This window comes from Bacillus sp. RHFS10 (genome assembly GCF_016757475.1).
GTDB lineage: Bacteria > Bacillota > Bacilli > Bacillales > Bacillaceae > Bacillus > Bacillus subtilis_G.
In genome coordinates this window covers 423,339-446,361 of the sequence record NZ_JAESPO010000001.1, presented here as the reverse complement: position 1 = coordinate 446,361, position 23,023 = coordinate 423,339, and the positions used below count along the sequence as shown (strand labels likewise).

24 protein-coding genes and 1 other annotated feature are annotated in these 23,023 nt (G+C 42.7%); of the genes, 3 read left to right on the top strand and 21 right to left on the bottom strand.

Going from position 1 to position 23,023, the window contains the following annotated elements; translation table 11 throughout:
* Positions 1 to 18: 18 nt before the first annotated feature.
* Complete coding sequence (gene zur, locus JMN17_RS02260) at positions 19 to 456, bottom strand: zinc uptake transcriptional repressor Zur (RefSeq protein WP_087990739.1); 438 nt, start codon at positions 454 to 456, stop codon at positions 19 to 21.
* Between the two features lie 132 nt (positions 457 to 588).
* Positions 589 to 1,470, bottom strand: coding sequence for a YitT family protein (locus JMN17_RS02255; RefSeq protein WP_087990740.1), 882 nt, complete (start codon positions 1,468 to 1,470; stop codon positions 589 to 591).
* Between the two features lie 115 nt (positions 1,471 to 1,585).
* Between JMN17_RS02255 and JMN17_RS02250 the strand changes: the two genes are divergently transcribed.
* Entirely contained in the window at positions 1,586 to 1,840 is a 255-nt protein-coding gene (locus JMN17_RS02250) for a DUF2624 domain-containing protein (protein ID WP_202327157.1), read from the top strand.
* 25 nt (positions 1,841 to 1,865) lie between these two features.
* Here JMN17_RS02250 and JMN17_RS02245 read toward each other — a convergent pair whose 3' ends face one another.
* Complete coding sequence (locus JMN17_RS02245; RefSeq protein WP_202327156.1) at positions 1,866 to 2,759, bottom strand: deoxyribonuclease IV; 894 nt, start codon at positions 2,757 to 2,759, stop codon at positions 1,866 to 1,868.
* Between the two features lie 9 nt (positions 2,760 to 2,768).
* Complete coding sequence (gene cshB / locus JMN17_RS02240; protein ID WP_087990742.1) at positions 2,769 to 4,085, bottom strand: DEAD-box ATP-dependent RNA helicase CshB; 1,317 nt, start codon at positions 4,083 to 4,085, stop codon at positions 2,769 to 2,771.
* A gap of 167 nt (positions 4,086 to 4,252) precedes the next feature.
* Here cshB and vrrA point away from each other — a divergent pair, with 167 nt between their 5' ends.
* Together vrrA and JMN17_RS02230 are read left to right on the top strand one after the other, a co-directional pair.
* On the top strand, positions 4,253 to 4,975 hold the full coding sequence (gene vrrA / locus JMN17_RS02235; protein ID WP_087990743.1) for a VrrA/YqfQ family protein: 723 nt from the start codon (positions 4,253 to 4,255) through the stop codon (positions 4,973 to 4,975).
* A 122-nt stretch (positions 4,976 to 5,097) separates the two neighbouring features.
* Positions 5,098 to 6,042: a 4-hydroxy-3-methylbut-2-enyl diphosphate reductase gene (locus JMN17_RS02230; RefSeq protein WP_087990744.1), complete on the top strand. Its 945-nt coding sequence runs from the start codon at positions 5,098 to 5,100 to the stop codon at positions 6,040 to 6,042.
* A gap of 24 nt (positions 6,043 to 6,066) precedes the next feature.
* Here the strand turns inward: JMN17_RS02230 and JMN17_RS02225 are convergent, their stop codons facing one another.
* The 17 genes from JMN17_RS02225 to pgpH all read right to left on the bottom strand — a co-directional run bounded on the left by JMN17_RS02225 (position 6,067) and on the right by pgpH (position 22,990).
* A complete protein-coding gene (locus JMN17_RS02225; RefSeq protein ID WP_202327154.1) occupies positions 6,067 to 7,188 on the bottom strand; it encodes a Nif3-like dinuclear metal center hexameric protein in 1,122 nt (373 codons plus the stop codon).
* Positions 7,181 to 7,831, bottom strand: coding sequence for a tRNA (adenine(22)-N(1))-methyltransferase TrmK (locus JMN17_RS02220; RefSeq protein WP_242519863.1), 651 nt, complete (start codon positions 7,829 to 7,831; stop codon positions 7,181 to 7,183). The genes JMN17_RS02225 and JMN17_RS02220 overlap by 8 nt, the downstream gene beginning before the upstream one ends.
* A 254-nt stretch (positions 7,832 to 8,085) precedes the next feature.
* Positions 8,086 to 8,448 carry a cytochrome c550 gene (cccA, locus tag JMN17_RS02215; RefSeq protein WP_087990746.1) on the bottom strand — a complete coding sequence of 121 codons (363 nt, stop codon included), beginning with the start codon at positions 8,446 to 8,448 and terminating at the stop codon, positions 8,086 to 8,088.
* 328 nt (positions 8,449 to 8,776) lie between these two features.
* Positions 8,777 to 9,892 (bottom strand): RNA polymerase sigma factor RpoD, encoded by a 1,116-nt coding sequence (gene rpoD, locus JMN17_RS02210; RefSeq protein ID WP_003226225.1) that lies wholly within the window; start codon positions 9,890 to 9,892, stop codon positions 8,777 to 8,779.
* Positions 9,893 to 10,091: 199 nt separating this feature from the next.
* Positions 10,092 to 11,903 carry a DNA primase gene (gene dnaG, locus JMN17_RS02205; RefSeq protein WP_202327146.1) on the bottom strand — a complete coding sequence of 604 codons (1,812 nt, stop codon included), beginning with the start codon at positions 11,901 to 11,903 and terminating at the stop codon, positions 10,092 to 10,094.
* 33 nt (positions 11,904 to 11,936) lie between these two features.
* Positions 11,937 to 12,431 carry a YaiI/YqxD family protein gene (locus tag JMN17_RS02200; RefSeq protein ID WP_087990748.1) on the bottom strand — a complete coding sequence of 165 codons (495 nt, stop codon included), beginning with the start codon at positions 12,429 to 12,431 and terminating at the stop codon, positions 11,937 to 11,939.
* A gap of 255 nt (positions 12,432 to 12,686) precedes the next feature.
* On the bottom strand, positions 12,687 to 13,499 hold the full coding sequence (locus JMN17_RS02195) for a pyruvate, water dikinase regulatory protein (protein WP_087990749.1): 813 nt from the start codon (positions 13,497 to 13,499) through the stop codon (positions 12,687 to 12,689).
* 25 nt (positions 13,500 to 13,524) lie between these two features.
* Entirely contained in the window at positions 13,525 to 14,163 is a 639-nt protein-coding gene (ccpN, locus tag JMN17_RS02190; RefSeq protein WP_003237058.1) for a transcriptional regulator CcpN, read from the bottom strand.
* 133 nt (positions 14,164 to 14,296) lie between these two features.
* Complete coding sequence (glyS, locus tag JMN17_RS02185) at positions 14,297 to 16,336, bottom strand: glycine--tRNA ligase subunit beta (RefSeq protein WP_202327144.1); 2,040 nt, start codon at positions 16,334 to 16,336, stop codon at positions 14,297 to 14,299.
* Positions 16,329 to 17,216: a glycine--tRNA ligase subunit alpha gene (glyQ, locus tag JMN17_RS02180; RefSeq protein ID WP_087990751.1), complete on the bottom strand. Its 888-nt coding sequence runs from the start codon at positions 17,214 to 17,216 to the stop codon at positions 16,329 to 16,331. Before glyQ ends, glyS begins: the two co-directional genes overlap by 8 nt.
* An 87-nt stretch (positions 17,217 to 17,303) precedes the next feature.
* Positions 17,304 to 17,480, bottom strand: a binding site (T-box leader).
* Between the two features lie 39 nt (positions 17,481 to 17,519).
* Positions 17,520 to 18,287, bottom strand: a complete 768-nt coding sequence (gene recO / locus JMN17_RS02175; protein ID WP_087990752.1) for a DNA repair protein RecO — start codon at positions 18,285 to 18,287, stop codon at positions 17,520 to 17,522.
* A gap of 36 nt (positions 18,288 to 18,323) precedes the next feature.
* Positions 18,324 to 18,467 (bottom strand): YqzL family protein, encoded by a 144-nt coding sequence (locus tag JMN17_RS02170; RefSeq protein WP_087990753.1) that lies wholly within the window; start codon positions 18,465 to 18,467, stop codon positions 18,324 to 18,326.
* A 143-nt stretch (positions 18,468 to 18,610) separates the two neighbouring features.
* Positions 18,611 to 19,516, bottom strand: a complete 906-nt coding sequence (gene era / locus JMN17_RS02165; RefSeq protein WP_087990754.1) for a GTPase Era — start codon at positions 19,514 to 19,516, stop codon at positions 18,611 to 18,613.
* Positions 19,497 to 19,907: a cytidine deaminase gene (locus tag JMN17_RS02160; protein ID WP_010330699.1), complete on the bottom strand. Its 411-nt coding sequence runs from the start codon at positions 19,905 to 19,907 to the stop codon at positions 19,497 to 19,499. The genes era and JMN17_RS02160 overlap by 20 nt, the downstream gene beginning before the upstream one ends.
* A gap of 121 nt (positions 19,908 to 20,028) precedes the next feature.
* Positions 20,029 to 20,400, bottom strand: coding sequence for a diacylglycerol kinase family protein (locus JMN17_RS02155; protein ID WP_087990755.1), 372 nt, complete (start codon positions 20,398 to 20,400; stop codon positions 20,029 to 20,031).
* Complete coding sequence (gene ybeY / locus JMN17_RS02150; RefSeq protein WP_087990756.1) at positions 20,381 to 20,854, bottom strand: rRNA maturation RNase YbeY; 474 nt, start codon at positions 20,852 to 20,854, stop codon at positions 20,381 to 20,383. The genes JMN17_RS02155 and ybeY overlap by 20 nt, the downstream gene beginning before the upstream one ends.
* On the bottom strand, positions 20,855 to 22,990 hold the full coding sequence (gene pgpH, locus JMN17_RS02145; protein WP_087990757.1) for a cyclic-di-AMP phosphodiesterase PgpH: 2,136 nt from the start codon (positions 22,988 to 22,990) through the stop codon (positions 20,855 to 20,857).
* Between the last annotated feature and the right edge of the window lie 33 nt (positions 22,991 to 23,023).

The following is a 23,023-nucleotide window of genomic DNA, read 5'->3' as shown; positions in this document are numbered from 1 at the left end:
TTTTTCTCATATATACAATTACGCAGTCGTGTTTTCTTGATTTTCCGCTGTACAATCAGGGCATGTGCCGTAAATCTCAAATTTATGCCCGCTGACCTCATAGCCATCTAAATCATCATAAAGCTTGTCCATCGGACATGACTCAATTTCCTTTGTTTTGCCGCAGGCAAGACAAATAAAGTGATGGTGATGATGAGTAAACGAACACTTAAATCGGAAGAGCTTTTCACCGGACAGCTCAGTTGTTTCCAAAATACCTAGTTCTTCATACAAAGAAAGGTTTCTGTAGATTGTATCAAAGCTTAAGCCGGGATAATCATCATTTAATGCAGACAGTACGTTTTTAGCGGTAAGATACCTGTCTGAATCAGCAAAAAGCTGCAGCATATCTTCCCGTTTATTTGTATATTTATACCCATTTTCTTTCAGTAGGTTCAACGCTTCTTGTACGTTCATGAAGGGTCCCCCTTTTCACTTTGCTTAAGAACACATGTATGAAAAAGAAAATGGCAGCTGTCTGACCAGCAAGCCATTTTCTTTACCGCAGATAAAATTATACCCATAAAATGAATAAAAGTAAATGAAAGCCTAATGGATTGCGTTTTTGAATTTCCCGCCTCTCGTTTCATGGGTATTCATAATGGTAATGAAAGCGTTATGATCAACTTCAAACACGATCGTTTTAAGCTTTGTCACTTCCAGTCTAGTGACAACTGCGTAAATCACGTCCTTTTCTTCGTCAGTATATCCGCCTTTCCCCTTCAGCTTGGTTGTTCCTCGACCAAGACGGTGCAAAATCGCGTCGGAAATCTCATCATACTGATCTGACACAATAATGACAGCTTTTGTTTCATCAAGCCCTTGGATCACGGCATCAATGGTTTTCATTGCAATATAATAAGTCATGAAAGAGTACATTGCTTGCTCAGGACCGAACACAAAACCAGCCCAAATGAAAATGAATACATTGATGAGCATAACGAACTCACCTACTGAAAACGGCAGCTTTTTCGTCAGTAAAATCCCAAGAATTTCCGTACCATCCATTGAACCTCCGTTTCGAATAACGAGCCCGACGCCAAAGCCGAGTAAAAGACCGCCGAAAACAGTCGCCAAAATAGGTTGGGTTGTAATGGCTTCTACATGGTGAAGCGAGGATTCAATAACGGCAAGCCCGACAATCCCAATCATCGTAGAGACAAGGAAGGTCTTACCAATATATTTATAACCGAAGATCATAAAAGGAATGTTTAAAATGACAACAAATATAGCGAAATTCAAAACGGGAGTTGACATGAAGAGATGGTCTAAAATAAGTGATACACCGATGATTCCGCCATCAATAAAATGATTGGGGATTAAAAATAATTCGATACTAACAGCCGCAGATGCAGCTCCTGCCAGAATCATGAAGACCCTGAACATAAAGTGGAAAAATGTTTCTCTTTTATGCTGTTTTGTTGGGGTCATAAAATCTCCTCTCCTGCAATAACTATTTTAAATATATTATAAATCTATTTTACCATTAAACACTGACACATTTTGATGATTTGCCCATACATTAAGTTTGGAGGTGGAATGGTCGATGATTTTATTTCAAAGAATTATTTTGCAGCGACTTAATCAGGCTACTGCTGACGATTTGCTGAAGTACTCAAAACAATACGGAATCAACCTAACAAGACCGCAGGCCATTGAAGTAGCAAACCTGTTATACGGGAAAAATGTGAACATCTTTAATGAAAATGAACGAATGCGGCTGCTGAAACAAGTAGAGGCAATTACATCAAAAGAAACAGCGCAAACCGTTAATGAACTATTCAAACAATTCACAAGCTAAAAAATGGGGGATAGCCCCCCATTTTTTATTGCTGTAAAATCTTTTCGAGCAATGTGTCATCAAATTGTTTTTCTTTCAGCATGTCAATCTCAAAGCGGTATGGCGGTTTTTTATTCTTTTTATCTTCACCGACATACGGTGTTTCAAGGATTTTTGGGATGTCTTTTAACTGGTCATGATGAACAACATATTGCAGTGCGTCAAATCCGATTTCACCAAAGCCGATGTTTTCATGTCGGTCTTTTCTTGCGCCTTTGACATTTTTGCTGTCATTAATATGGAGCACTTTAATACGGTCAATGCCAACGATTTTATCGAACTCATTCAGCACTCCGTCAAAGTCTTCGACAATCTGATATCCGGCATCATGTGTATGGCACGTGTCAAAGCATACTGACAAAAGCTCATTGTGTGTAACGCCATCAATAATCTGTGCAAGCTCCTCAAAGCTTCTGCCGCACTCTGATCCTTTTCCTGCCATTGTTTCTAATGCAATCTGGACATTTTGATTCGGATCAATTACTTCATTTAAGCCTTCAATAATTTTTTTGATGCCTGCTTCAGCTCCCGCTCCTACGTGAGCGCCCGGATGAAGCACAATCTGCTTCGCTCCGATGGCCGCTGTCCGTTCAATTTCAGAACGAAGAAAGTCGACACCCAGCTCAAAAGTGGACGGGTTTGTCGTGTTGCCAATATTAATAATATAAGGCGCATGTACGATAATCTCGTCAATGCCGTTTTCTTGCATGTGTGTCCGGCCAGCTTCTATATTTAAATCTTCAATTTTCTTCCGGCGCGTATTTTGCGGTGCGCCTGTATAGATCATAAACGTGTTCGCCCCATAAGAGGCTGCTTCCTGGCTTGCAGCCAGAAGCATATGTTTCCCGCTCATAGAGACGTGTGAGCCTATTCTCAACAACAGGTTCCCCTACTTTCTTTTCTTAGATTGGTTTCTTCTCTGTTTTTTCTTGATTTTCTCCATCTCGTAGCTCATTTTCTTTTTATATCCAGGCTTAACCTTCTTCGGCTTTTTCACGAGACGATGCGCTATTTCATCCGCTTCATTCTGCGTTTTTTTGCGTTTTTTGCGGCGCTGGCGGTCATCGCCTTTTTTCCACTCGCCCTTTTCAAGCTCTAAGTAATCAAACTCGATGCCCATTTTCTCAAGTCTGGCTAATGCATCCTCATCAGAAAGCTCGTAAATGGTCATCGCTTGTCCTGATGAGCCGGCGCGAGCTGTTCTGCCCACACGGTGAACATAGAAATCGAGATCATCCGGCAGCTCATAGTTGATCACATGGCTGACACCTTTAATATCAATGCCTCGTGCGGCAAGGTCAGTTGCAATGACATAAGTGAATTCCAAATCATTAATCTGCTTCATGACTTTTTTCCGCTCTCGAGGCGTTAATCCGCCGTGCAGCAGCCCGATTTTCATGCCCTTGCCAGTCAGATATTGAGCGATATGATCAGCAGCGTTTTTCGTATTGGCAAACACAATGCCCAAGTATGGATTCAGATGAGACATGATGTCAAAAAGGAGCTTGTCCTTGTCACGATGTTTCGAAGGAATGAGAATATGCTCGATTTTCGCAGCAGTCACCTGTTTTGGCTCCACGTGGGCGTATTTTGGATTTTCCATATATTTCTTCAAAAATGGTTTCAGCTTTTCCGGAATGGTCGCTGAGAACACAAGCATCTGCAGGTCCTCAGGCATGCGGGAACCAATGTAATCTACATCCGCAATGAATCCCATGTCCAGCATTAAATCGGCTTCATCAATAACAAGGGATTCCGCTTTATGAACACTTAACGCCTGTTCTTTGATTAAATCGGCAATCCGACCGGGCGTACCGACGACAAGATGCGGCTGTGTCTTCAGTTTATCAATCGATTTTTGTTTATCTGTGCCTCCGATAAAACATTTCGAGCGAATCTGACTGCCTTCTTCACCCTCGGTGATTTTAAGTGCTTCCTGATGAATCTGGTTGGCAAGCTCTCTTGTCGGAGCCGTAATGACAGCCTGAACGACATCCTTAGCAGGATCGATTTTGTTTAATAATGGCAGTAAATAAGCGTGAGTCTTTCCGGTTCCCGTCTGTGACTGGCCGATGACGCTTTCTTTTTTTAACACTGCAGGGATCAGCCTTTTCTGAATATCAGTCGGTTCGTAAAAACCAAGGCGGTGTACTGCATCTATAATAAACGGTTTCAATTCATATACTTCAAATTTAGTTTCTTTCATTTTTCCCAGCTCCTTAAAGCGGCACATTATGTATCCATCATTACATTATACCCGATCTTGCTTAAAAACACCACGTTTGCAAGGCTTTTGTTTTATTCGGTTATGTAAAGCAAATCCGAAGCACATGCATATTCTAATAGCAGAGAGAGCTGAAAGGAGGTACAAGTATGTTTTCACCACAGCAGCCGATGAGAAATTACCCGCAGCCCGGACCGCCCCGCCCCATGCCAAATCAGCAAATGATGGGAAGAAGACCGCCTAATATGCGAAGACCTTCATTTGGACCGCAGCAGCAAGGTTTTCAGCAATCCGGACAATTTCTTCCTCAGGCAAATGCCGGGGCGAGAAATGGTGCGGGCGGAGGCATAAAAGGAATGCTGTCAAGGTTCTTACCCGGAGGAGGAGGCGCTGGCGGCGCCGGAGTTCCTGGAGCTGGCGCCGCAGCGAGCGGAGGCTCAAGTCTCCAAGGGATTCAAAATATCGCCAATCCTGCATCTTTATCCAGTATGCTCGGGAATGTGCAAAAAGTGCTCGGCATGGCGCAGCAAGTCACTCCCATGATCCAGCAGTACGGCCCGTTAGTCCGCAACCTGCCAGCAATGATGAAGCTGTACAGCCAATTAAGTAAAAGTGATGATACAGAGAGCAATGAGGAAAATGAAAAACAAACAGATTCGGAAGAAACCCCAGAAACAGAGAACGAGGCTGAAGTAAAGACCTCAGGCGGAAACAAAAAATCAAAACCAAAAAGTTCTTCTCTCCCCAAGAAATCAAAAAAACCTGACGGAGAAGAACACACATCAAAAACATCTGCCCCGAAGAAAAATGAAGCCGCCTCTCCTTCTTCAAAAAGAACATCAGGCAGTTCAAAGCCGAGATTATATATTTAACATTCTTTGATATCTGAAGTGAGATTGGCTATAATGAGATCAGAAGAATGCAAGAATAGAGCCGTTTGATTACGGCTTTTTATATTGCCTTTACTCACTTCAGTATTGGAGGACAACCGAAAATGGACGTAATTAAAATATCGCCGCGCGGCTATTGCTATGGCGTTGTTGATGCTATGGTTATTGCCAAGAACGCGTCACTTGATAAGAGCTTGCCAAGACCCATCTATATACTCGGGATGATTGTTCATAATAAACACGTCACTGATGCGTTTGAAGAGGAAGGAATCTTTACTTTAGACGGCGCTAATCGTCTGGATATCCTGAAGCAGGTTGACAAAGGAACTGTGATTTTTACTGCGCATGGTGTTTCTCCCGAGGTCAGAAAAATCGCCGACGAAAGAGGATTAGTCGCAATTGATGCTACATGTCCGGATGTGACGAAAACTCATAATTTAATTCTAGAGATGAAAGAAAAAGGATATCACGTAATCTACATCGGCAAAAAAGGGCATCCAGAGCCTGAAGGAGCCGTTGGCGTAGCCCCTGAGATCGTTCACTTAGTTGAAACAGAAGAAGATGTGAAAAATCTCGATATCCAAGCAGAGAAATTAATCGTGACCAATCAAACAACGATGTCTCAATGGGATGTTCACGACATTATGGAGCTTGTACAAGAGAAATATCCTCATGTCGAATATCACCAAGAGATTTGCCTCGCTACTCAGGTACGGCAGGAAGCTGTATCAGAACAGGCGAAAAAAGCGGATCTAACAATCGTTGTAGGCGACCCGAAGAGCAACAATTCAAATAGGCTCGCTCAAGTGTCGGAGGAAATAGCAGGCACTAAAGCATACCGAATCGGCGACCTAAGCGAATTAAAGCTCGAATGGCTGAAAGGCGTTAATACCGTCGCTGTTACTGCGGGAGCTTCAACACCAACGCCGATCACAAAAGAAGTCATTCGCTTTTTGGAGCAGTTTGATCATGAAGATCCATCAACTTGGACAACTGAACACAGTGTACCGCTCAAAAAAATACTCCCAAAAGTAAAAGCAAAAAACTGAGGCTGTAAAAAGCCTCAGTTTTTTTTATAGAAATGCAAATGGATTTGTATCTGTTTCAGAAACAAAGATATTCACATCCAGTTTTTTATCATTGCACATGGATGTTAGTTTTCTCGTGACGCCTTCTTTCATAATTTTTTCCGCGTAATGGCCCGGATCAACAACATTCAGGCCAAGCATCATCGCATCATGGGCCACATGGAAGTATAAATCTCCTGTAACGTAAACATCGGCGCCCTTTCGTTTCGCATGATGAATATACTTGTTGCCATCCCCGCCAAGAACAGCCACCTTCTTCACCATGCTGTCAGCTTCACCCACCATTCTGACACCATTGACTTCAAGCTTGTCTTTCACAAATAAAGCGAATTCCTTGAGCGTCATCTCATTTTTAAGTGTTCCGACACGTCCAAGCCCTTTTTCAGCTGGAGACTGCTCGACAGGATAGATATCGTAAGCTACTTCTTCATATGGATGGCTTTTGATCATTGCATTTATAACAGCTTTTTCAATGCTTTTAGGAAACACAGTCTCCAGCCTAACTTCATGAACAAGCTCAAGCTCTCCCACTTCACCGATAAAAGGCTTAGCGCCGTCCAATGGCTTAAAGCTGCCGATTCCTTCAGACGAAAACGCACAATGGCTGTATTCGCCGATATGGCCGGCTCCCGCATTTCCGAGCGCCGCTCTGACATGCTCTTCATATTCCTTCGGCACGTATACGGCCAGCTTTTTAAGAGGATCAGTATAAGTAGGCGCCAGCACCTCCGTCTCACTCAGCTCTAATGCTTCAGCAAGCAAATCATTCACACCGCCGTCCGCAACGTCTAAATTTGTATGAGCTGCATAAACAGCGATATCATGCTTCATACACTTTTCAATTAACCTTCCGGCTGGCTGATCTGTTGAAATATGCTTTAGGGGCCTGAAAATAGGAGGATGGTGTGCGATAACCAAATCAACCTCTTTTTCAATGGCTTCATCGATAACGCTCTCCAACACATCAAGCGTAACCATTACATTTTTAATCGGTTTGTTTAAGGTGCCGATTTGCAAGCCGATTTTATCGCCTTCGACCGCATAGGCTTTCGGAGAAAATTGTTCAAACAGCTGGATGATCTGCTGCCCATTTACAGTTTTAGTCACGATCGATAACCTCCTTTAGCAACTCCATCCGATCGGAGAGCTCCTTTAATTTTTGTTTGTTTTGTTCTGTACTTGAAGCTCGGCTGATCTGTTTATAAATGCTTTCTGTATGCTGAAACTCTTGTGTCCATTTTTTCAAAAATACAGGATTCTTTTCTTTTGCCAAGAAAGGGCCGACGAGCATTCCGGCTGATAAGGAAATACCGGCATAAGCCGAATCTCTGTCTCCCGCTTCGGCGACAAGCACCTCATAGCACTTTCCGTCCTCTTCAAGGATCACCTCATCTATCAGCGCATATCCTTCTTTATAAAGCCACTCCCTGATATGAACAGCATGAATATTCGGCTGTAAAATAAGCCGTTCCTTCCCTGTTAATTTGTCTTTACCCGCTTCTAAAATGTGCGCGATCAAAGATCCGCCCATTCCCGCAATCGTAATGGCATCGGCTTCACCTTTTTTAATGACTTCCAGGCCGTCTCCCTGCCTTACAGAAATGTGCGGGGCTAAGCCTGATTTTTCAACCTGCCGCTTGGCGGACAAAAACGGGCCGTCTGTTATTTCTCCGACAATTGCCCCGCTGGCTTTATGATTCAGCACCGCATAACAAGGAAGGTAAGCGTGGTCAGATCCGATATCGGCCATCACCGCTCCATTCGGTATGTACTCCGCTACTGTTTGCAATCGTTTCGATAATTTTAATTCGTTCACTTGTCATCACAACTTTTCTCAATCATTTTTTCCTTTTCTATCATATAAAAAATCAGCCCGGAATCCAAGCTGAGTGAATGATTTTCAGTGTTTTCTTTTGAGACGGCTCTGCACACGGCAGATAAAAATAAAAGGCTGTCGAGAATATCTCGGCGGCCTGAGAACGTATAAGGAGAAAGATAGATCTTTTATTTAATTTTTGACACCCACTCTGCCATATCATCCAGCTTATCGGGCGGAACAAGACCAGAAGGCATTCCATTACCGCCTTTTTCGATCTTGGTTTTAATGTCAGCGACATCTTTCTTATCGCCTACACCTTTTAAGCTCGGACCTGAAACACCTTCATAATTTTCACCATGGCACGCGATACAGTTTGCCTTGTAAATATCCTCAGGTGAAGCGTTTGCATCTTCTTTTTCAGCAGATTTGCTTTCTCCGCCGCTTGCAATCTCTCGAGAATCATCAAGCCCCTTTACTGCTAAAAAGAAAGTCAGACCAATACCTAAAACAGCGATCAGTAAAAATGGAATAAGCGGATTCCATTTCATTTCCCTTCCCCCTTTTTGATCCTTCCCCTATGTAAACACTTCTAATTCTAACTTAATTTTACAAAAAGTAAATGGATTGCTATACAAAAGTTTTTTATTCACACTTTATACAAAATTGAATTGAAACATGCCTATTTCTCCGATATCTATTTTATTCTATTGTATAATGTATTGTATACGCTTACAATAGAAAATATGGATTCATATTTGAATTTTTTCACCACAATGTTCATTTGCAAATGACACCATTTTTCAGTAAAATAAAGGCATATTATCCATATATCTTTTTGATAAAAAAGAAGAACGGATCTACAAGACCCGTTCCATCTTATTCCAGGAAATCTTTCAAACGTTTACTTCTGCTAGGATGTCTAAGTTTCCGCAACGCTTTAGCTTCGATTTGTCGAATACGCTCTCTCGTTACTCCAAATACCTTGCCGACCTCTTCTAGTGTTCTTGTGCGGCCGTCATCAAGACCAAATCGAAGACGCAATACATTTTCTTCACGATCAGTTAACGTATCAAGTACATCTTCCAGCTGCTCTTTCAACAGCTCATATGCGGCATGGTCTGAAGGTGAAGTTGCTTCTTGGTCTTCAATAAAATCACCAAGATGCGAGTCATCCTCTTCACCGATCGGTGTTTCCAGCGATACCGGCTCTTGTGCGATCTTTAAGATTTCGCGTACTTTTTCAGGTGTTAAATCCATATCTTCCGCAATTTCTTCAGGTGTCGGTTCTCTGCCTAAATCTTGCAGTAATTGACGCTGCACACGGATCAATTTATTAATGGTTTCAACCATATGAACGGGAATCCGGATCGTTCTCGCCTGATCGGCAATGGCGCGAGTAATCGCCTGTCTGATCCACCACGTAGCATACGTACTGAATTTATAACCTTTGCGGTAATCAAATTTTTCAACGGCTTTCATCAGACCCATGTTACCTTCTTGAATCAGGTCAAGGAACAGCATTCCGCGTCCGACATACCGTTTTGCGATACTGACAACAAGCCGCAGGTTCGCTTCAGCCAATCTGCGTTTAGATTCTTCATCACCTTCTTCAATCTTTTGAGCGTAGGCGATTTCTTCTTTTGCAGATAGAAGGTTAACCCGGCCGATTTCCTTTAGATACATCCGAACTGGGTCATTGATTTTGACACCCGGCGGTACACTTAGGTCATTAAGGTCAAATTCTTCTTCGGCTTTGGCAAGCTGCTGAATATTAGGATCTTCTGTTTCTTCATTCTCACTAATTAATTCAACACCTTGTTCACCTAAAAATTCATAATACTCATCCATTTGGTCTGATTCAATTTCAAAGCTGGACATACGCTCGGCAATTTCTTCATATGTCAAAACGCCACGTTTTTTACCAGACTCTGTTAATTGCTCTTTTACTTGATCGAATGTTAATTCTGTCTCGTGGGTTTGTTTATCAGCCATTATGGATCCCTCCTTCCAAAGCTTGCAACGAATTCTATAAGCGGTATGATTCTTATTCGGTCCATTCAGGCGTTTTCTATGTGAGCTGCCTTTAATAATGTGCGAATAATGAAATGACAATTCATGATGAGGTCAAGCGATCTATTTGCTCCTCCGCAAGGAATCATTGCCAATAAACGCTTCTCACCAGTTTTTCCAGTTATTTTAAAGATCGGTTCAATGTAACGATTTCTTGAGCAAGAGAAGCAGCTCTTAAAAAATCTTTTTGCCTTTCGGCTTCGGCTCTTTCCGTCTCTTTTTCTTTTATCATTGACCAATTTCTGTGATTCAACACTTTTTTTACATAATCTGATAACTCGGCTTCACTGAGTTCTTGATTAATCTGAAGCATTAAAATATCAGACAAGAGCTGGCTTATATGATCATCCGTCACCCTGGCCATCAGATGCTGAGGCGTAAGCTCGGCCCCCTCCTCATAAAAAGCGTAAAGATAGGCGGCTAATGCGCGGTGCTCATCAATATTAAATTGAAAGCCTACCCGGTCAATCACTTTTTTAATGACGCTCCGATCTCGAAGCATGTGGGCGAGTAACAGCCTTTCTGCATTTTCATACGCCGGACGCAGACGTTTTTGCCTTGCCTTTGTCGTCAGATGCGCAAGCCGTGTTTTCGTTTCACCGCCATTGTCAACAGGTTTACTTTGCTTGCTGAAAACAGTCAGCTGCTCGGTTAAAGACTCCTGTGAAAGCGAAAACTCTGAAGCAAGCTGTTTTACATAGACTTCCTGCTCAAGCGATCCTTTAAGCGTGCTGATTTCTTTCAGTACAGCTTTAATGTAAGTCAGGCGATCACCTTCATCGGACAGGTTCTTTCCTTTTCGGAAATATTGCATTTTGAACGCCATCACGGTGACACTGGCATCGATAATGTCGTTTTTAAATTTTTCCCCGCCGAACTTTTTGATGTAATCGTCAGGGTCCAATCCGTCAGGAATCATTGCAACTCTGACTTTGCAGCCTTTACTTTGGAGAAGCTCAGAAGCTTTTAAGGTGGCTTCATATCCGGCTTTATCAGAGTCGTAGCAAAGAATGATTTCTTCGACATTTCTTCTCAGGATCTTGACATGATCATCTGTCAGAGACGTTCCCATCGTGGCTATACTCTCTTTTACACCCGAGTTTACGGCCGATATGACATCGGCAAATCCCTCAAATAAGACCGCTCTTTCCTGCTTTCTGATATGAAGGCGGGCCTTATAAAAATTGTAAAGCAGTTTACTTTTATGAAAGAGCGGTGTTTCAGGACTGTTCATATACTTAGGCTGCTGGCTGCCAAGAGCCCTGCCTGAGAAAGCAACAACAGCCCCGTGATGATCATGGATCGGAAACATGACGCGGTTTCTGAAACGGTCAAAATATCCGCTCCCGTCTTCACGTCTGATCAGAAGACCCGCTCTTTCCATTTCCGCCTCACTATAGCCCCTCTTTACGAGAAACTTCGTGATGAAGTCCCAGGAATCAAGAGCATAGCCGATCTGAAATTCATCAATCAGCTCTTTCGTAAAGCCCCTTGAAAGCAGATAATCCAGTGCCTCTTGACCTTCTTTTGTATTTATTAACAAATGATGGTAAAATTTCTTCAAGAGTTCATGAACCTCTGCCATTTTTTGTTCTCCAGAAGATTCTGGCCGGGCTCCCGAATGAACTGTTATATCATCTGGAAAATCAATTTGGTATTTGTCAGCAAGGTGAGAAACCGCCTCAGCAAAAGAATAACCTTCCATCTGCCTTAAAAAAGAGAAAACATTGCCGCCCGCTCCGCAGCCAAAGCAATGAAAAATCTGTTTGTCGGGCGATACGGAAAACGAAGGTGTGCTTTCTCCATGAAAAGGACAGAGTCCAAAGTAGTTTCGGCCTTGCTTCTTTAATTGAACATAATCACCTATGACTTCAACGATATCTGCCGACTTTTGCACCTGATCCACAATTTCATCTGGTATCCGATTTCCCATCTTATAACACTCCGTCGTACATTATTCGATGCTTTAGTGCAAAATCCCTTCATCGTTCGACAGGATTTTTTGCAGCAGTGTAATAAATCGTTCTCGATCTTCTTTATTTAATTTTTTAGGCCCTTTGGCGTATATGCCTTTTTTTCTTTGTTTACCGGAAAAATGACGGCTCTCAAGAGCAAAATCAATCGTATCTTCTTTGTAAAGACGCCCTCTTTCCGACATAACTGAGACATTTCTGTTCAGTAGCAGGGATGCTAATCCGATGTCCTGCGTCACAACAATATCTCCCGTTTTTACGTGATTTGCGATATATAAATCAGCAGCTTCTTTATGAGGATCAACATATTTCCATATTTCTTCCTTGCTTCTGGAAAGCTGATAATGTTCAAATGAAGCGACAAAAAGAACTTGAACGTCATAATCGGATGCTGTTTGTAAAATTTCATCTTTTACCGGACAAGCGTCAGCATCGACAAAAATCGTCTTTTCTTGTTCATTAAGAAGAGTAATTCTCCATCCCTCCATTAAACTCCTGCATAAAAGCAAGCAAAATCGCACATCCTTTAGATCATTGCGGATGTATATGAATTTGTCGAAAAATTTCCGGGAGAAATTCTTGACATCTTACCCATAATAGTTTATTCGTATCACACGAACCTTAAACCTAAAATTAATCATTTTATCACAATTTTTTATTATAATACAAACTTCCCAAAGATGCTATTGTTTTTCATTATTCCCTTTTGGCATAGCCAAAAACCCAGGATAGAGCGTCCTGAGTTACATGTTTTTTGTTTTGAGATGATGAATAATATTCGCTGTTTCTTCAACCGCTTTATTTGAAACATCCACAACCTGGCATCCGATCCGGTCCACAATCTTTTCGAAATATTCCAGTTCCTCTTTGATTCTGTTGATATTTGCATAGATCGCTTTGTCATTAAGTCCGAGCGATTTTAACCGTTCTTTTCTGATATGATTCAGTTTATCCGGGCTGATCTTTAAACCGATGCATTTTTTCGGATCGACGTTAAAGAGTTCTTCCGGCGGGTCAACCTCAGGAACAATCGGAACATTGGCAACCTTCAGGCGCTTGTGGGCGAGATATTGAGACAGCGGTGTTTTAGACGTTCTCGATACGCCGATCAAAATGATATCTGCTTTTAAAATCCCTCTTGGATCCCGTCCATCATCGTATTTAACTGCAAACTCGATGGCCTCCACTTTTTTGAAATAGTCTTCATCAAGCTGGCGCACCCGCCCTGGTTCGTATTTCGCTGTTAAACCGTAGGCCGTTTCCATTTTATCAATTAACGGGCCGATAATATCATAATATAAAACATTTGCTTTTTCCGCTTCTGCAATCAAATATTCTCTTATTTCCGGCACCACGAGTGTAAAACAGATAATGCCGCCGTCTGCCGTGGCGAGTGAAATCACTTCATTGATCGTGCCTATATCTTCAACATAAGGAATTCTTCTGACATGTGTATCGTCCGCTGACCCGTTAAATTGGCTGAGTGCTGCTTTTACTACCAATTCAGCCGTTTCACCGACAGAATCTGATACGACATAGATGATGCGGTTATTCATATTATCCCCCCGTTAGTTTGCGATGTTATAGGATTTCATTTTCTGATAAACTGACAAGTATTTTTGTCATATTCGTTTTTGTCACTCTGCCGATCACTTCAAAGCCTTTATCGGTATCTTTGATAACAGGCAGTGCATCAATTTGTTTTTCTATCAAGTGCTTTGCAATGTCCATCACATAATCCTCGCGTCTGCAAACCGTAATGTTCGGCATCCTTGTCATGATGATATGAACAGGGACAGATGTAAGCTCCTGCTGGCCAATGCTCGCTCTCAGCAAGTCTTTTCGTGAAAGCACACCGACTAAAACAGCATCGCGGTCCACCACAAACAGAGTACCTACATCTTCTAAAAACATGGTGCAAATCGCATCGTACACAGAAACGTTTTCGTGAATCACAACGGGGATAGATTGAAAGTCTTTCACCTGAAGCTTTTTGAGTTTATCTGCCAAAAGCTGGGTGCCGGTTTTCCCTGTGTAGAAATAACCGACTCTCGGGCGCGCCTCGAGGAATCCTGACATGGTGAGTATGGCTAAATCCGGACGCAATGTTGCCCTGGTTAGGTTCAGCTTTTCTGCAATATGCTCCCCTGTAATCGGCCCGTTTTCTTTTACAATCTGCAAAATATGTTCTTGCCGTTTATTTAGTTCGATCGTACTCACCACCTTTTCACTTCATATCTATGTAAAGAAATAATAATCCATATTATATCGTAAATATCTTGTAATCAAACAAAAAAACTTATAAATGGGGAAAAGACGATTACCGATCACACAGCAACCGCCTTTTCTATCTTTATTTTACAATAAGGGCATTCATATTCGCAAAGGACTTGATCTCATCCGCCAAGCTTACCATTTGCGCTAAACGGTTTGCCTTTAATGTCTCGTTATGTGCTATAACCATTGTATGGTCGAAGTAAGCATCGATTGGTTCTTTTAAGGCTGCAAGTGAAGCAAGCGCCGCCTCGTAATCTTTTTTGCTGAAGTTTTCCTGCAGGTTTTGCTTCGCTGTTTGGTAGGCATCAAACAGGTTTGCTTCGTATTCATTTTCAAACAGATCAGGCTGAATGTCTCCGCGGACTCCTTTTTTGCTGATAGAGATGACTCGGCCTAAAGCTTCCGCTGTTTCCTTAAAACCTGGTGCACCAAGCTTTTGTTCCAGCACTTGTGCTTTATGCAGCGCTGAGTACGGCTCAAGCATAGAGCTTTCCAGCACGGCGTCGATGACATCGTATCTGATTTGTTCAGCATTCAAGACATATTTCAGACGCTGAGTGAAGAAATCCAGCAGTTCACTTTCTTTTTCCGTTTGTACGAAAGTAAGCAGCTCTTCAAACGAAATTCCCCAGTTGCGGTCAAGAAGAATCGCAACAATACCGCTCGCTTGGCGGCGCAGGCCGTAAGGATCCTGTGAACCAGTCGGAATTACGCCGATAGAGAAGAATGAAGCGATTGTATCCAGCTTATCCGCCATTGCTACAACAGCTCCGGTGAAAGTAGAAGGCGTTTCTCCGCCTGCTGATCTAGGCATATAGTGTTCGTTTACTGCCGCAGCCACAGCTTCATCTTCTCCAAGCATTTTCGCATACTTTTCACCCATAATTCCTTGAAGCTCAGGGAATTCGTATATCATATGTGTGACAAGATCGAATTTAGAAATTTCAGCAGCCCGCTTCACATGTTTTAATGTATCTTCATCAGCCTGAAGACGGACGGCAAGCTTCTCTGCGATTGCAGTGACTCTTCTGACCTTATCAGCAAGAGAACCAAGCTCTTCATGGAAAACAATGTTCTCAAGCTTCTTCACATTTGCATCAATGTTTAATTTCTGATCTTCCTTGTAGAAGAATGAAGCATCAGATAAACGCGCGCGCAGCACTTTTTCATTGCCACGGGCTACATTTTCGATCGCGTGGCTGTTTCCATTTCGGACTGTGATAAAGTGAGGCAGCAAATCACCGTTTTTGTCTTTGACAGGGAAGTAGCGCTGATGCTCTTTCATTGTCGTGACAAGCACTTCCTCAGGAATTGTCAGAAACTCAGATTCAAATGAACCGTAAAGAGCTGTCGGGTATTCTACTAAATGATTCACTTCATCAAGAAGGTCTTCGTCTACTGGAATGTTCCAATTGTTTTCTGCGGCCATCGCTTCCAGCTGAGATTGAATCATATGTTTCCGGATGTTAGGGTCAGCGATGACATGCTGTTCTTTCAGCTGCTCTTCATAGGAAGAAGGTGATTCAATTGACACTTCATGTCCGAGGAAACGGTGTCCCTGTGTTGTCCGGCCAGACTCAACGTTTGTGATCGAAAATGGAATGACATCCTGTCCAAATAAAGCGGCAATCCATTTGATTGGCCGGATATAACGCAAATCTTCATTTCCCCAACGCATGTTTTTCGGGAAGTGCAAGCTCGTAACCAAACCGCTCAGTTCCGGCAGAAGCGACTTCGTTTCTTGTCCGGCTTGGAATTTTTGCACAAATACATACTCTGTGCCTTTTACTTCTTTGATGTACAGATCTTTCACGTCTGCGCCTTGGCCTTTTGAAAAGCCGATTGCCGCTTTTGTCCAGTTCCCGTCTGCATCAAGAGCAATTTTTTTCGCTGGCCCTTTTGCTTCTTCTTTTATATCATCCTGCTTTTCTGCTACATCCTTTACGAATACAGCTAGACGTCTAGGTGTATTGAAGAGCTTCACTTCACCGTGAGTGATATTTTTTTCTTTTAGCCAGCCTGTCAGCTTCTCTCCGAGCTGAACCATGCTGTCATTTAAAAAGCGCGCCGGCATTTCCTCTAATCCAATCTCTAAAAATAAATCCTGTTTACTCATGAGAAGCACCCTCCCCTTTAAGCATTGGGAACCCTAGTTTTTCTCGTTCCTCATAATAGGTTTTTGCTACTTTTCTCGCTAAATTCCGCACTCTTGCGATATAGCCTGTCCGCTCGGTAACTGAGATCGCACCTTTGGCGTCAAGCAGGTTGAAGGTGTGCGAGCATTTTAGCACATAGTCATATGCTGGATGAACAAGCCCGTTATCCATTTGTTTGATCGCTTCTTTTTCATACGTGCTGAACAATTGGAACAGCATATCGACGTCTGACGTTTCAAACGTATAAACGGAATGCTCGTATTCCGCCATCATGAATAAATCTTTTACTGTGAACCCTGACGTCCATTCCAAGTCGAACACATTCTCTTTATCCTGGATATAAGACGCGAGACGCTCAATTCCGTACGTAATCTCTACAGAAACTGGTTTACACTCTAGTCCTCCGACCTGCTGGAAATACGTAAATTGTGTAATTTCCATTCCGTCAAGCCATACTTCCCAGCCAAGACCCGCGCAGCCTAAAGACGGGTTCTCCCAGTTGTCTTCAACAAAGCGAATATCATGCTCAAGCGGATCAATTCCAAGAGCGCGCAAGGAATCTAAATACAGCTCTTGAATGTTATCAGGAGACGGTTTAATAATGACCTGAAACTGATGATGCTGATACAGTCTGTTCGGGTTCTCCCCGTAGCGGCCGTCGGCAGGCCGTCTGGAAGGCTCTACATAAGCCACTTTCCACGGCTCAGGGCCGATACTGCGCAAAAATGTATACGGGCTCATCGTGCCGGCCCCTTTTTCTACATCGTAAGCCTGCATAAGCACACAGCCCTGACTGGACCAATGCTGCTGCAAGGTTAGAATCATGTCTTGAATATTCATTTCAAGCACCTCCACTTTACTTTTCCTTTATCAGATGACTGCGGCGGCAACCAAAAAACTCCCGTCTCTATGCTTGCCAGCCGCAAACATAGGGACGAGAGTTCTCCCGCGGTTCCACCCTAGTTGCTGAGATCAAAATCCCAGCCTCTTTTTTTGAAATTGCTCAAGAATGCCTTTCGTTGCGTGCTCATCCCTTAGCTTACACCGCCCTAAGGTCGCTTTTATGAGGTAAACGCAAGTACTTCTTTCTCTCACTGCAACATATTTTATAATAAATGATCATATAAAAAGATGGACCAGATGTCAACTTTTGTTTTCACCCATAAGATGTTTCATGCTCTCCATTTGATCTAAAAAGCGCTTTGATTTTAAATATAACCCTGAGTATTCTTCATAATATAAATCAATCACTTGCTTCAATTCAGCTTTTGTTTCCTGTTTTAAGGAGACATTGCCCAGCCTTGATAGATCGAAGTAATAAAACAGTCTCAACAGCCTTGCCGTTTGCGGTTTAATCGGAACCCTGTAAGGATCTTTTTCAAAACAGCGGTGGCAAATAAAACCGTTATCACGGATAGAAAAATGAAAGCTCCCATCCTGGCTTTTACAATGCACACAGTGATTGAGCTCGGGATACAGCCCCATGACACCGAGCATTTTCATTTGAACGATAAAGATGATAACATCCGGGTCTGTTCCTTCGTTCAGCTGTTTAAGCGATTCTAAAATAAATTCAAACAAATAAGGGTTTGGCTTTTTTTCTTCAGTGCCTCTGTCGACTAACTCGGTAATATATGCAGCATATGCTGTTAAAAACAAATCTTCCCTGATGCCTCTCATGCTGAGGATCATTTCACCCTGCTGAAGTGTTCCGAGGCCGGTTGTTTTTTGCATTAAGAATGAACCATACAAAAAGGGCTGGCTGACTGCTGATAAACGGCTGTTCGTTTTTTTGGCGCCTCTTGCCATAACACCTACTTTTCCGTGTTCTCTTGTCAGTAAAGTAACGATTTTATTCGTCTCTCCGTAATCATTTGTGCGAAGAACGATTCCTTCACATTTTGTCAGCATTTCCGCACCTTCCTAAAGCAGGAGCGGCCAAGAGGTTTATAAAATTGGATAATCAAATCGGGCTAGCTCATCTTCTAGTTCTTCGGGTCTTTCTATGTTCTCTTTTTCCAGTTCTTTAAAAAGAAGATACGTATCAACATTTCCTGTTTGAGAAAATACGTTCCAGGTAAAATTCAACACAAGAAACCCACCTTTCTGTAGTTAAACTAGCTTACCTAAACTCCAAATTCTTACCTTTATCTTGACCTGATGTCCTCCATTTCATGTTAAACAAAATTTGTTAATGTATCCCTGATCCTGTGAGATAATGACACAGCTAGAGATTAATATTCATCCTCTTTAAAGCCAAAATCGCGCAGCTGGGACATTTTATTACGCCAGTCTTTCTGCACTTTGACCCATAATTCAAGGTAGACACGGGAGCCTAACAATGCTTCAATATCCGCTCTCGCTCTTTTTCCGACCTCTTTCAGCAGGCTTCCTTTTTTCCCGATCACAATGCCTTTCTGGGAATCCCGTTCGACCACAATCGTCGCCGCTACGTGTACAGAACCATTGTCCTGCCCTTTGATTGATTCGATGGCCACCGCAATGCTGTGCGGGATCTCTTCTCTTGTCAAATGCAGCACTTTTTCCCTGATGAGTTCGGAAATGATAAAGCGCTCCGGGTGGTCGGTTACCTGGTCACTCGGATAGAATTGCGGTCCTTCCGGCAAATACGCTTCAATCTGAGTGAGCAATGTTTCGATATTATTTCCTTCTAGAGCAGAAATCGGAACAACTTCCTTAAAAGGATAACGTCCGCGGTATTCGTCAATTAACAGTAACAACTGATCGGGATGAATTTTGTCAATTTTGTTTACGATTAAAAATACAGGCGTGGACATATTCTGCAATTTCTCAATGATGAATTCGTCGCCCTTCCCGTAGCCTTCCTCGGCGTTGATCATAAACAAGACCAAATCGACTTCTTTTAATGTATTTTGCGCCACTTTCATCATAAAGTCCCCAAGCTTATGCTTAGGCTTATGAATCCCTGGTGTGTCAATAAAGATGGTTTGTGATGTACCTGTCGTCAGAACTCCTTGCACCTTGTTTCTCGTCGTTTGGGGCTTATCGCTCATGATAGCGATTTTTTGTCCAATGACTCTGTTCAAAAATGTAGACTTTCCAACGTTTGGTCTTCCAATAATAGATACAAATCCTGATTTAAAGCTTTCGTTCGTCATGTAAATCCTCCGATGAAAATGCGCCTGGCAATAATTCTTCCACAGTCATTTCTTTTATTTGTCCTTGTAAATTAGTCATCACGACAATAACGTCCTTTGTGCAAAGCTCAGAAATCACCTGGCGGCATGCTCCGCACGGAGATACCGGACCAGGGGTGTCAGCCGCAACGGCCAGCATCTGAAACTCTGTATCCCCTTCAGAAACAGCTTTAAATAAAGCGGTACGCTCAGCGCAATTGCACATGCTGTATGCCGCGTTCTCGATGTTGCAGCCTCTGTACACTTTTCCATCTTTGGTAAGAAGAGCGGCTCCGACTTGAAACTTGGAATACGGCACATACGCCATATCACGTGCTTTTAATGCTTCTGTTATCAATTCCTGTCTGTTCATGTGTACATGTTCCTCTCTTACCTATAAAATGGTACCGCTATCACTTTATATTTTACATAATCGCGCGCATTTTTTCACGCCCATTTCTAAAAATGTAAAATAAATGTAAGAATTTTCAATCTTACAGCTTTGGCAAAAAAATAAGTAAACCAATGATACACGAAATGACGGCAAAAACGCAAACAGCCCCTGCGGCAGCGTCCTTAGCCGCTTTAGCAAGTGGATGATGTTTGTCTGTTATTAAATCAACCGTATGTTCAATGGCTGTATTTAAAAGCTCTAGCGAAAGCATTCCGCCGATCAAAAGGAAAATAATCGCCCACTCAATCAGACTGAGCCCCACGAGGAAGCCGCAAATGAGAACAGCACACACGGCTGCAGCATGAAACTGGAAATTACGTTCCGTCCGCGCTGTTTCCCGGATGCCTCGGCCTGCATGCACGAAGCTTTTGAAGAATCGCTGCAGCTCATTTCTATGATCTCTTGAGTCCATAGGCGTCCAGCAAATCCTTTTGCTTAGTAAACATCTCCTCTTCTTCCTCTTTCGTCATATGGTCATATCCTAAAAGATGCAGAAATCCATGCACGGCAAGAAATCCGAGCTCTCGCTTAAAAGAATGGTTATATTCTTCGGCCTGCTCCCTTGTGCGGTCCGCGCTGATGATAATATCACCTAAAACCGGGGGCATTTCCGCGCCCAAAATTTCGACCTCGCCCTCGCCCTCCTCTTCAAGAGCGAATGAGATGACATCTGTCGGGGCATCCTTTCCGCGGTACTCTTTATTAATCTGCTGTATGTCTTCATTGGTAACGATCGTGACAGAAACTTCAGCCTGATCCTGAACGCCTTCACGCTCAGCGGCAAATTGAAGCAGATGCTCTACTTCTTTGAGCATCTCTTCTGAGACACTCCCCGTTTCATCAACAATATCAATCAGTAAACTCATTTATTTCACCTTCTTAGTAGCCTCCGGATATTCGATCCGGGAGTGGAAAATTCCTTTTAATGTTGCACAGAGTGTTTTGGCGATTGTATCCAGCTCTTTAAATGTCAAATCGCATTCGCTGAACTGTCCGTCCTGCAGCTTATCGGATATGATACCCCGGACAAGCTTTTCAATTCGTTCTGGATTTGGATTATGCATGGATCTGACGGCCGCTTCAACACTATCAGCAACAGATATAATCGCAGCTTCCTTTGACTGCGGCTTCGGTCCCGGATAACGGAACTCTTCTTCTGTAATCTGGTCGCCTTTTTCCTTCGCTTTATAATAAAAGAACTTTAACAGCGAGGTTCCATGATGCTGCTCAGCAATGTCGACAAGCTCTTGCGGAAATTTATAGCTTCTCAGCATGTTCGCACCGTCAGTGGTATGCGAGATGATAATATTTTTACTCAGCTGAGGAGACAGCTTGTCATGCGGATTGTCAATATTCATTTGATTTTCAATAAAATATTGCGGGCGCTTTGTTTTTCCGAGATCGTGATAATACGCGCCAACTCTAGCAAGCAAACCATTAGCCCCCACCGCCTCACAGGCTGCCTCTGACAAATTGGCGACCATTACACTGTGATGATATGTACCTGGTGTTTCTGTTAATATTTTGCGCAGCAGCGGATGGTTAGGATTAGACAGCTCGAGCAGCCTCATAGTGGATAAAATGCCAAAGCCTGTCTCAAAAAACGGCATCAGGCCGATGATTAATACAGACGAAGCAAACCCCGAGACAACCCCCATCAGCATTAACGTGCCGATTTCAAGACCCGACAGCGCAGTGTTTTGAATCAATAATAAGGAAAGAACGACAATCATATTAATAAACGCCACGAAAAGCCCGGTCTGCAAAATCTTTGATCTGGCATTGTGTTTTCCTAAAAATAAAACACCTGAAATCCCGCTGATCAAATAATAAATTCCTATGACATAATTGAAAGTTCCCGTCACACCCTGATTAAACATCATACTCCCGCAAATCGCAAGAATGATACTTCCCAAAATGGCAATGCGTTCATTCATCAGCAGCTTGATTAAGATCGCGCCGGCCGCAATAGGAACAAGATAGCCGATATTATTATATTCCATCTTCTGAAATAAACTGACAACCTCCATGATAACAAGCAAAAGCGTTGTGATAATGGAAAACAGCAGGATAGATTGTTTTTTAAACTTCAGGTTTTGTTTTTGTTTTTCAAAGTAGTATACAAGCGTTGCGATGAAAAGTCCGATCATAATTAATAGGCCGCTGATCGGTTTAAAGAGATTTGAGTTATTTAATAACCCGGTCAGCTCGAGTTTCCTGTACACTTCCCGGTCAATGAGGTCATTTTCTTCCACAAGCACCTGGCCCTGTTTGATCTGAACCTGCTGGACATTGTCTGACGCTTCCTGCCTTTTTGCCTCTGTCGCTTTCGGATTGAAGACGTAATTCGGAATAATAGCAAAACGCCCGATTTCTGTCGCAGCTGCCAAGTATTTAGACGGGATCGAATTGCTCTTTAGCTCTTTTTCTACACGATCCTTTGCATCAGATAGTTTATCCGACGAAATTTCACTGCTCATGACTGTATTCACTGCCGTAATGACTGTATCTCTGACAAAAGAAAAGTCTTCACTGTCCGCTTTCAGCAATGTTTTGATGGTATCCTCTGATATGGAATCATTCACATCTGACGTTAGTTTGTTCTTAACAGACTTCACCATTGATTTTTCCGATGGTGATTTGCTGTCTTCTTCTCCTGATTTTTTCACTTCGCTGATACTGTCGAATATAGATGACACAAGGTCAATCCGATTATCTGTGTATTCTTTTTTCAATGTATATTGATCTTCGACCGCGTCCTCAGCGGCTTGTTTTTTTTCTTCTGTGGCTTTTTGATCTTCGACGGTTGCCGGAGCATAAATGGTCTTGTCGCTGACTGAAAACAGGTCTAAATCAAGTGTTTCCGGCTTAACATGTACAAAGAGCAAAGCAAACATAATGGCAGCCAGCAGAAGATACAGCAGTACATGCATGGAGCGGGCATTTTTAAAGCGGCTCCATTTTTTTGAGCTGCTTTTGGTCTTCCCCTTCTTTTTCAACACAAGAACCTCCTCTTGAAACATCAAGCCCATAAG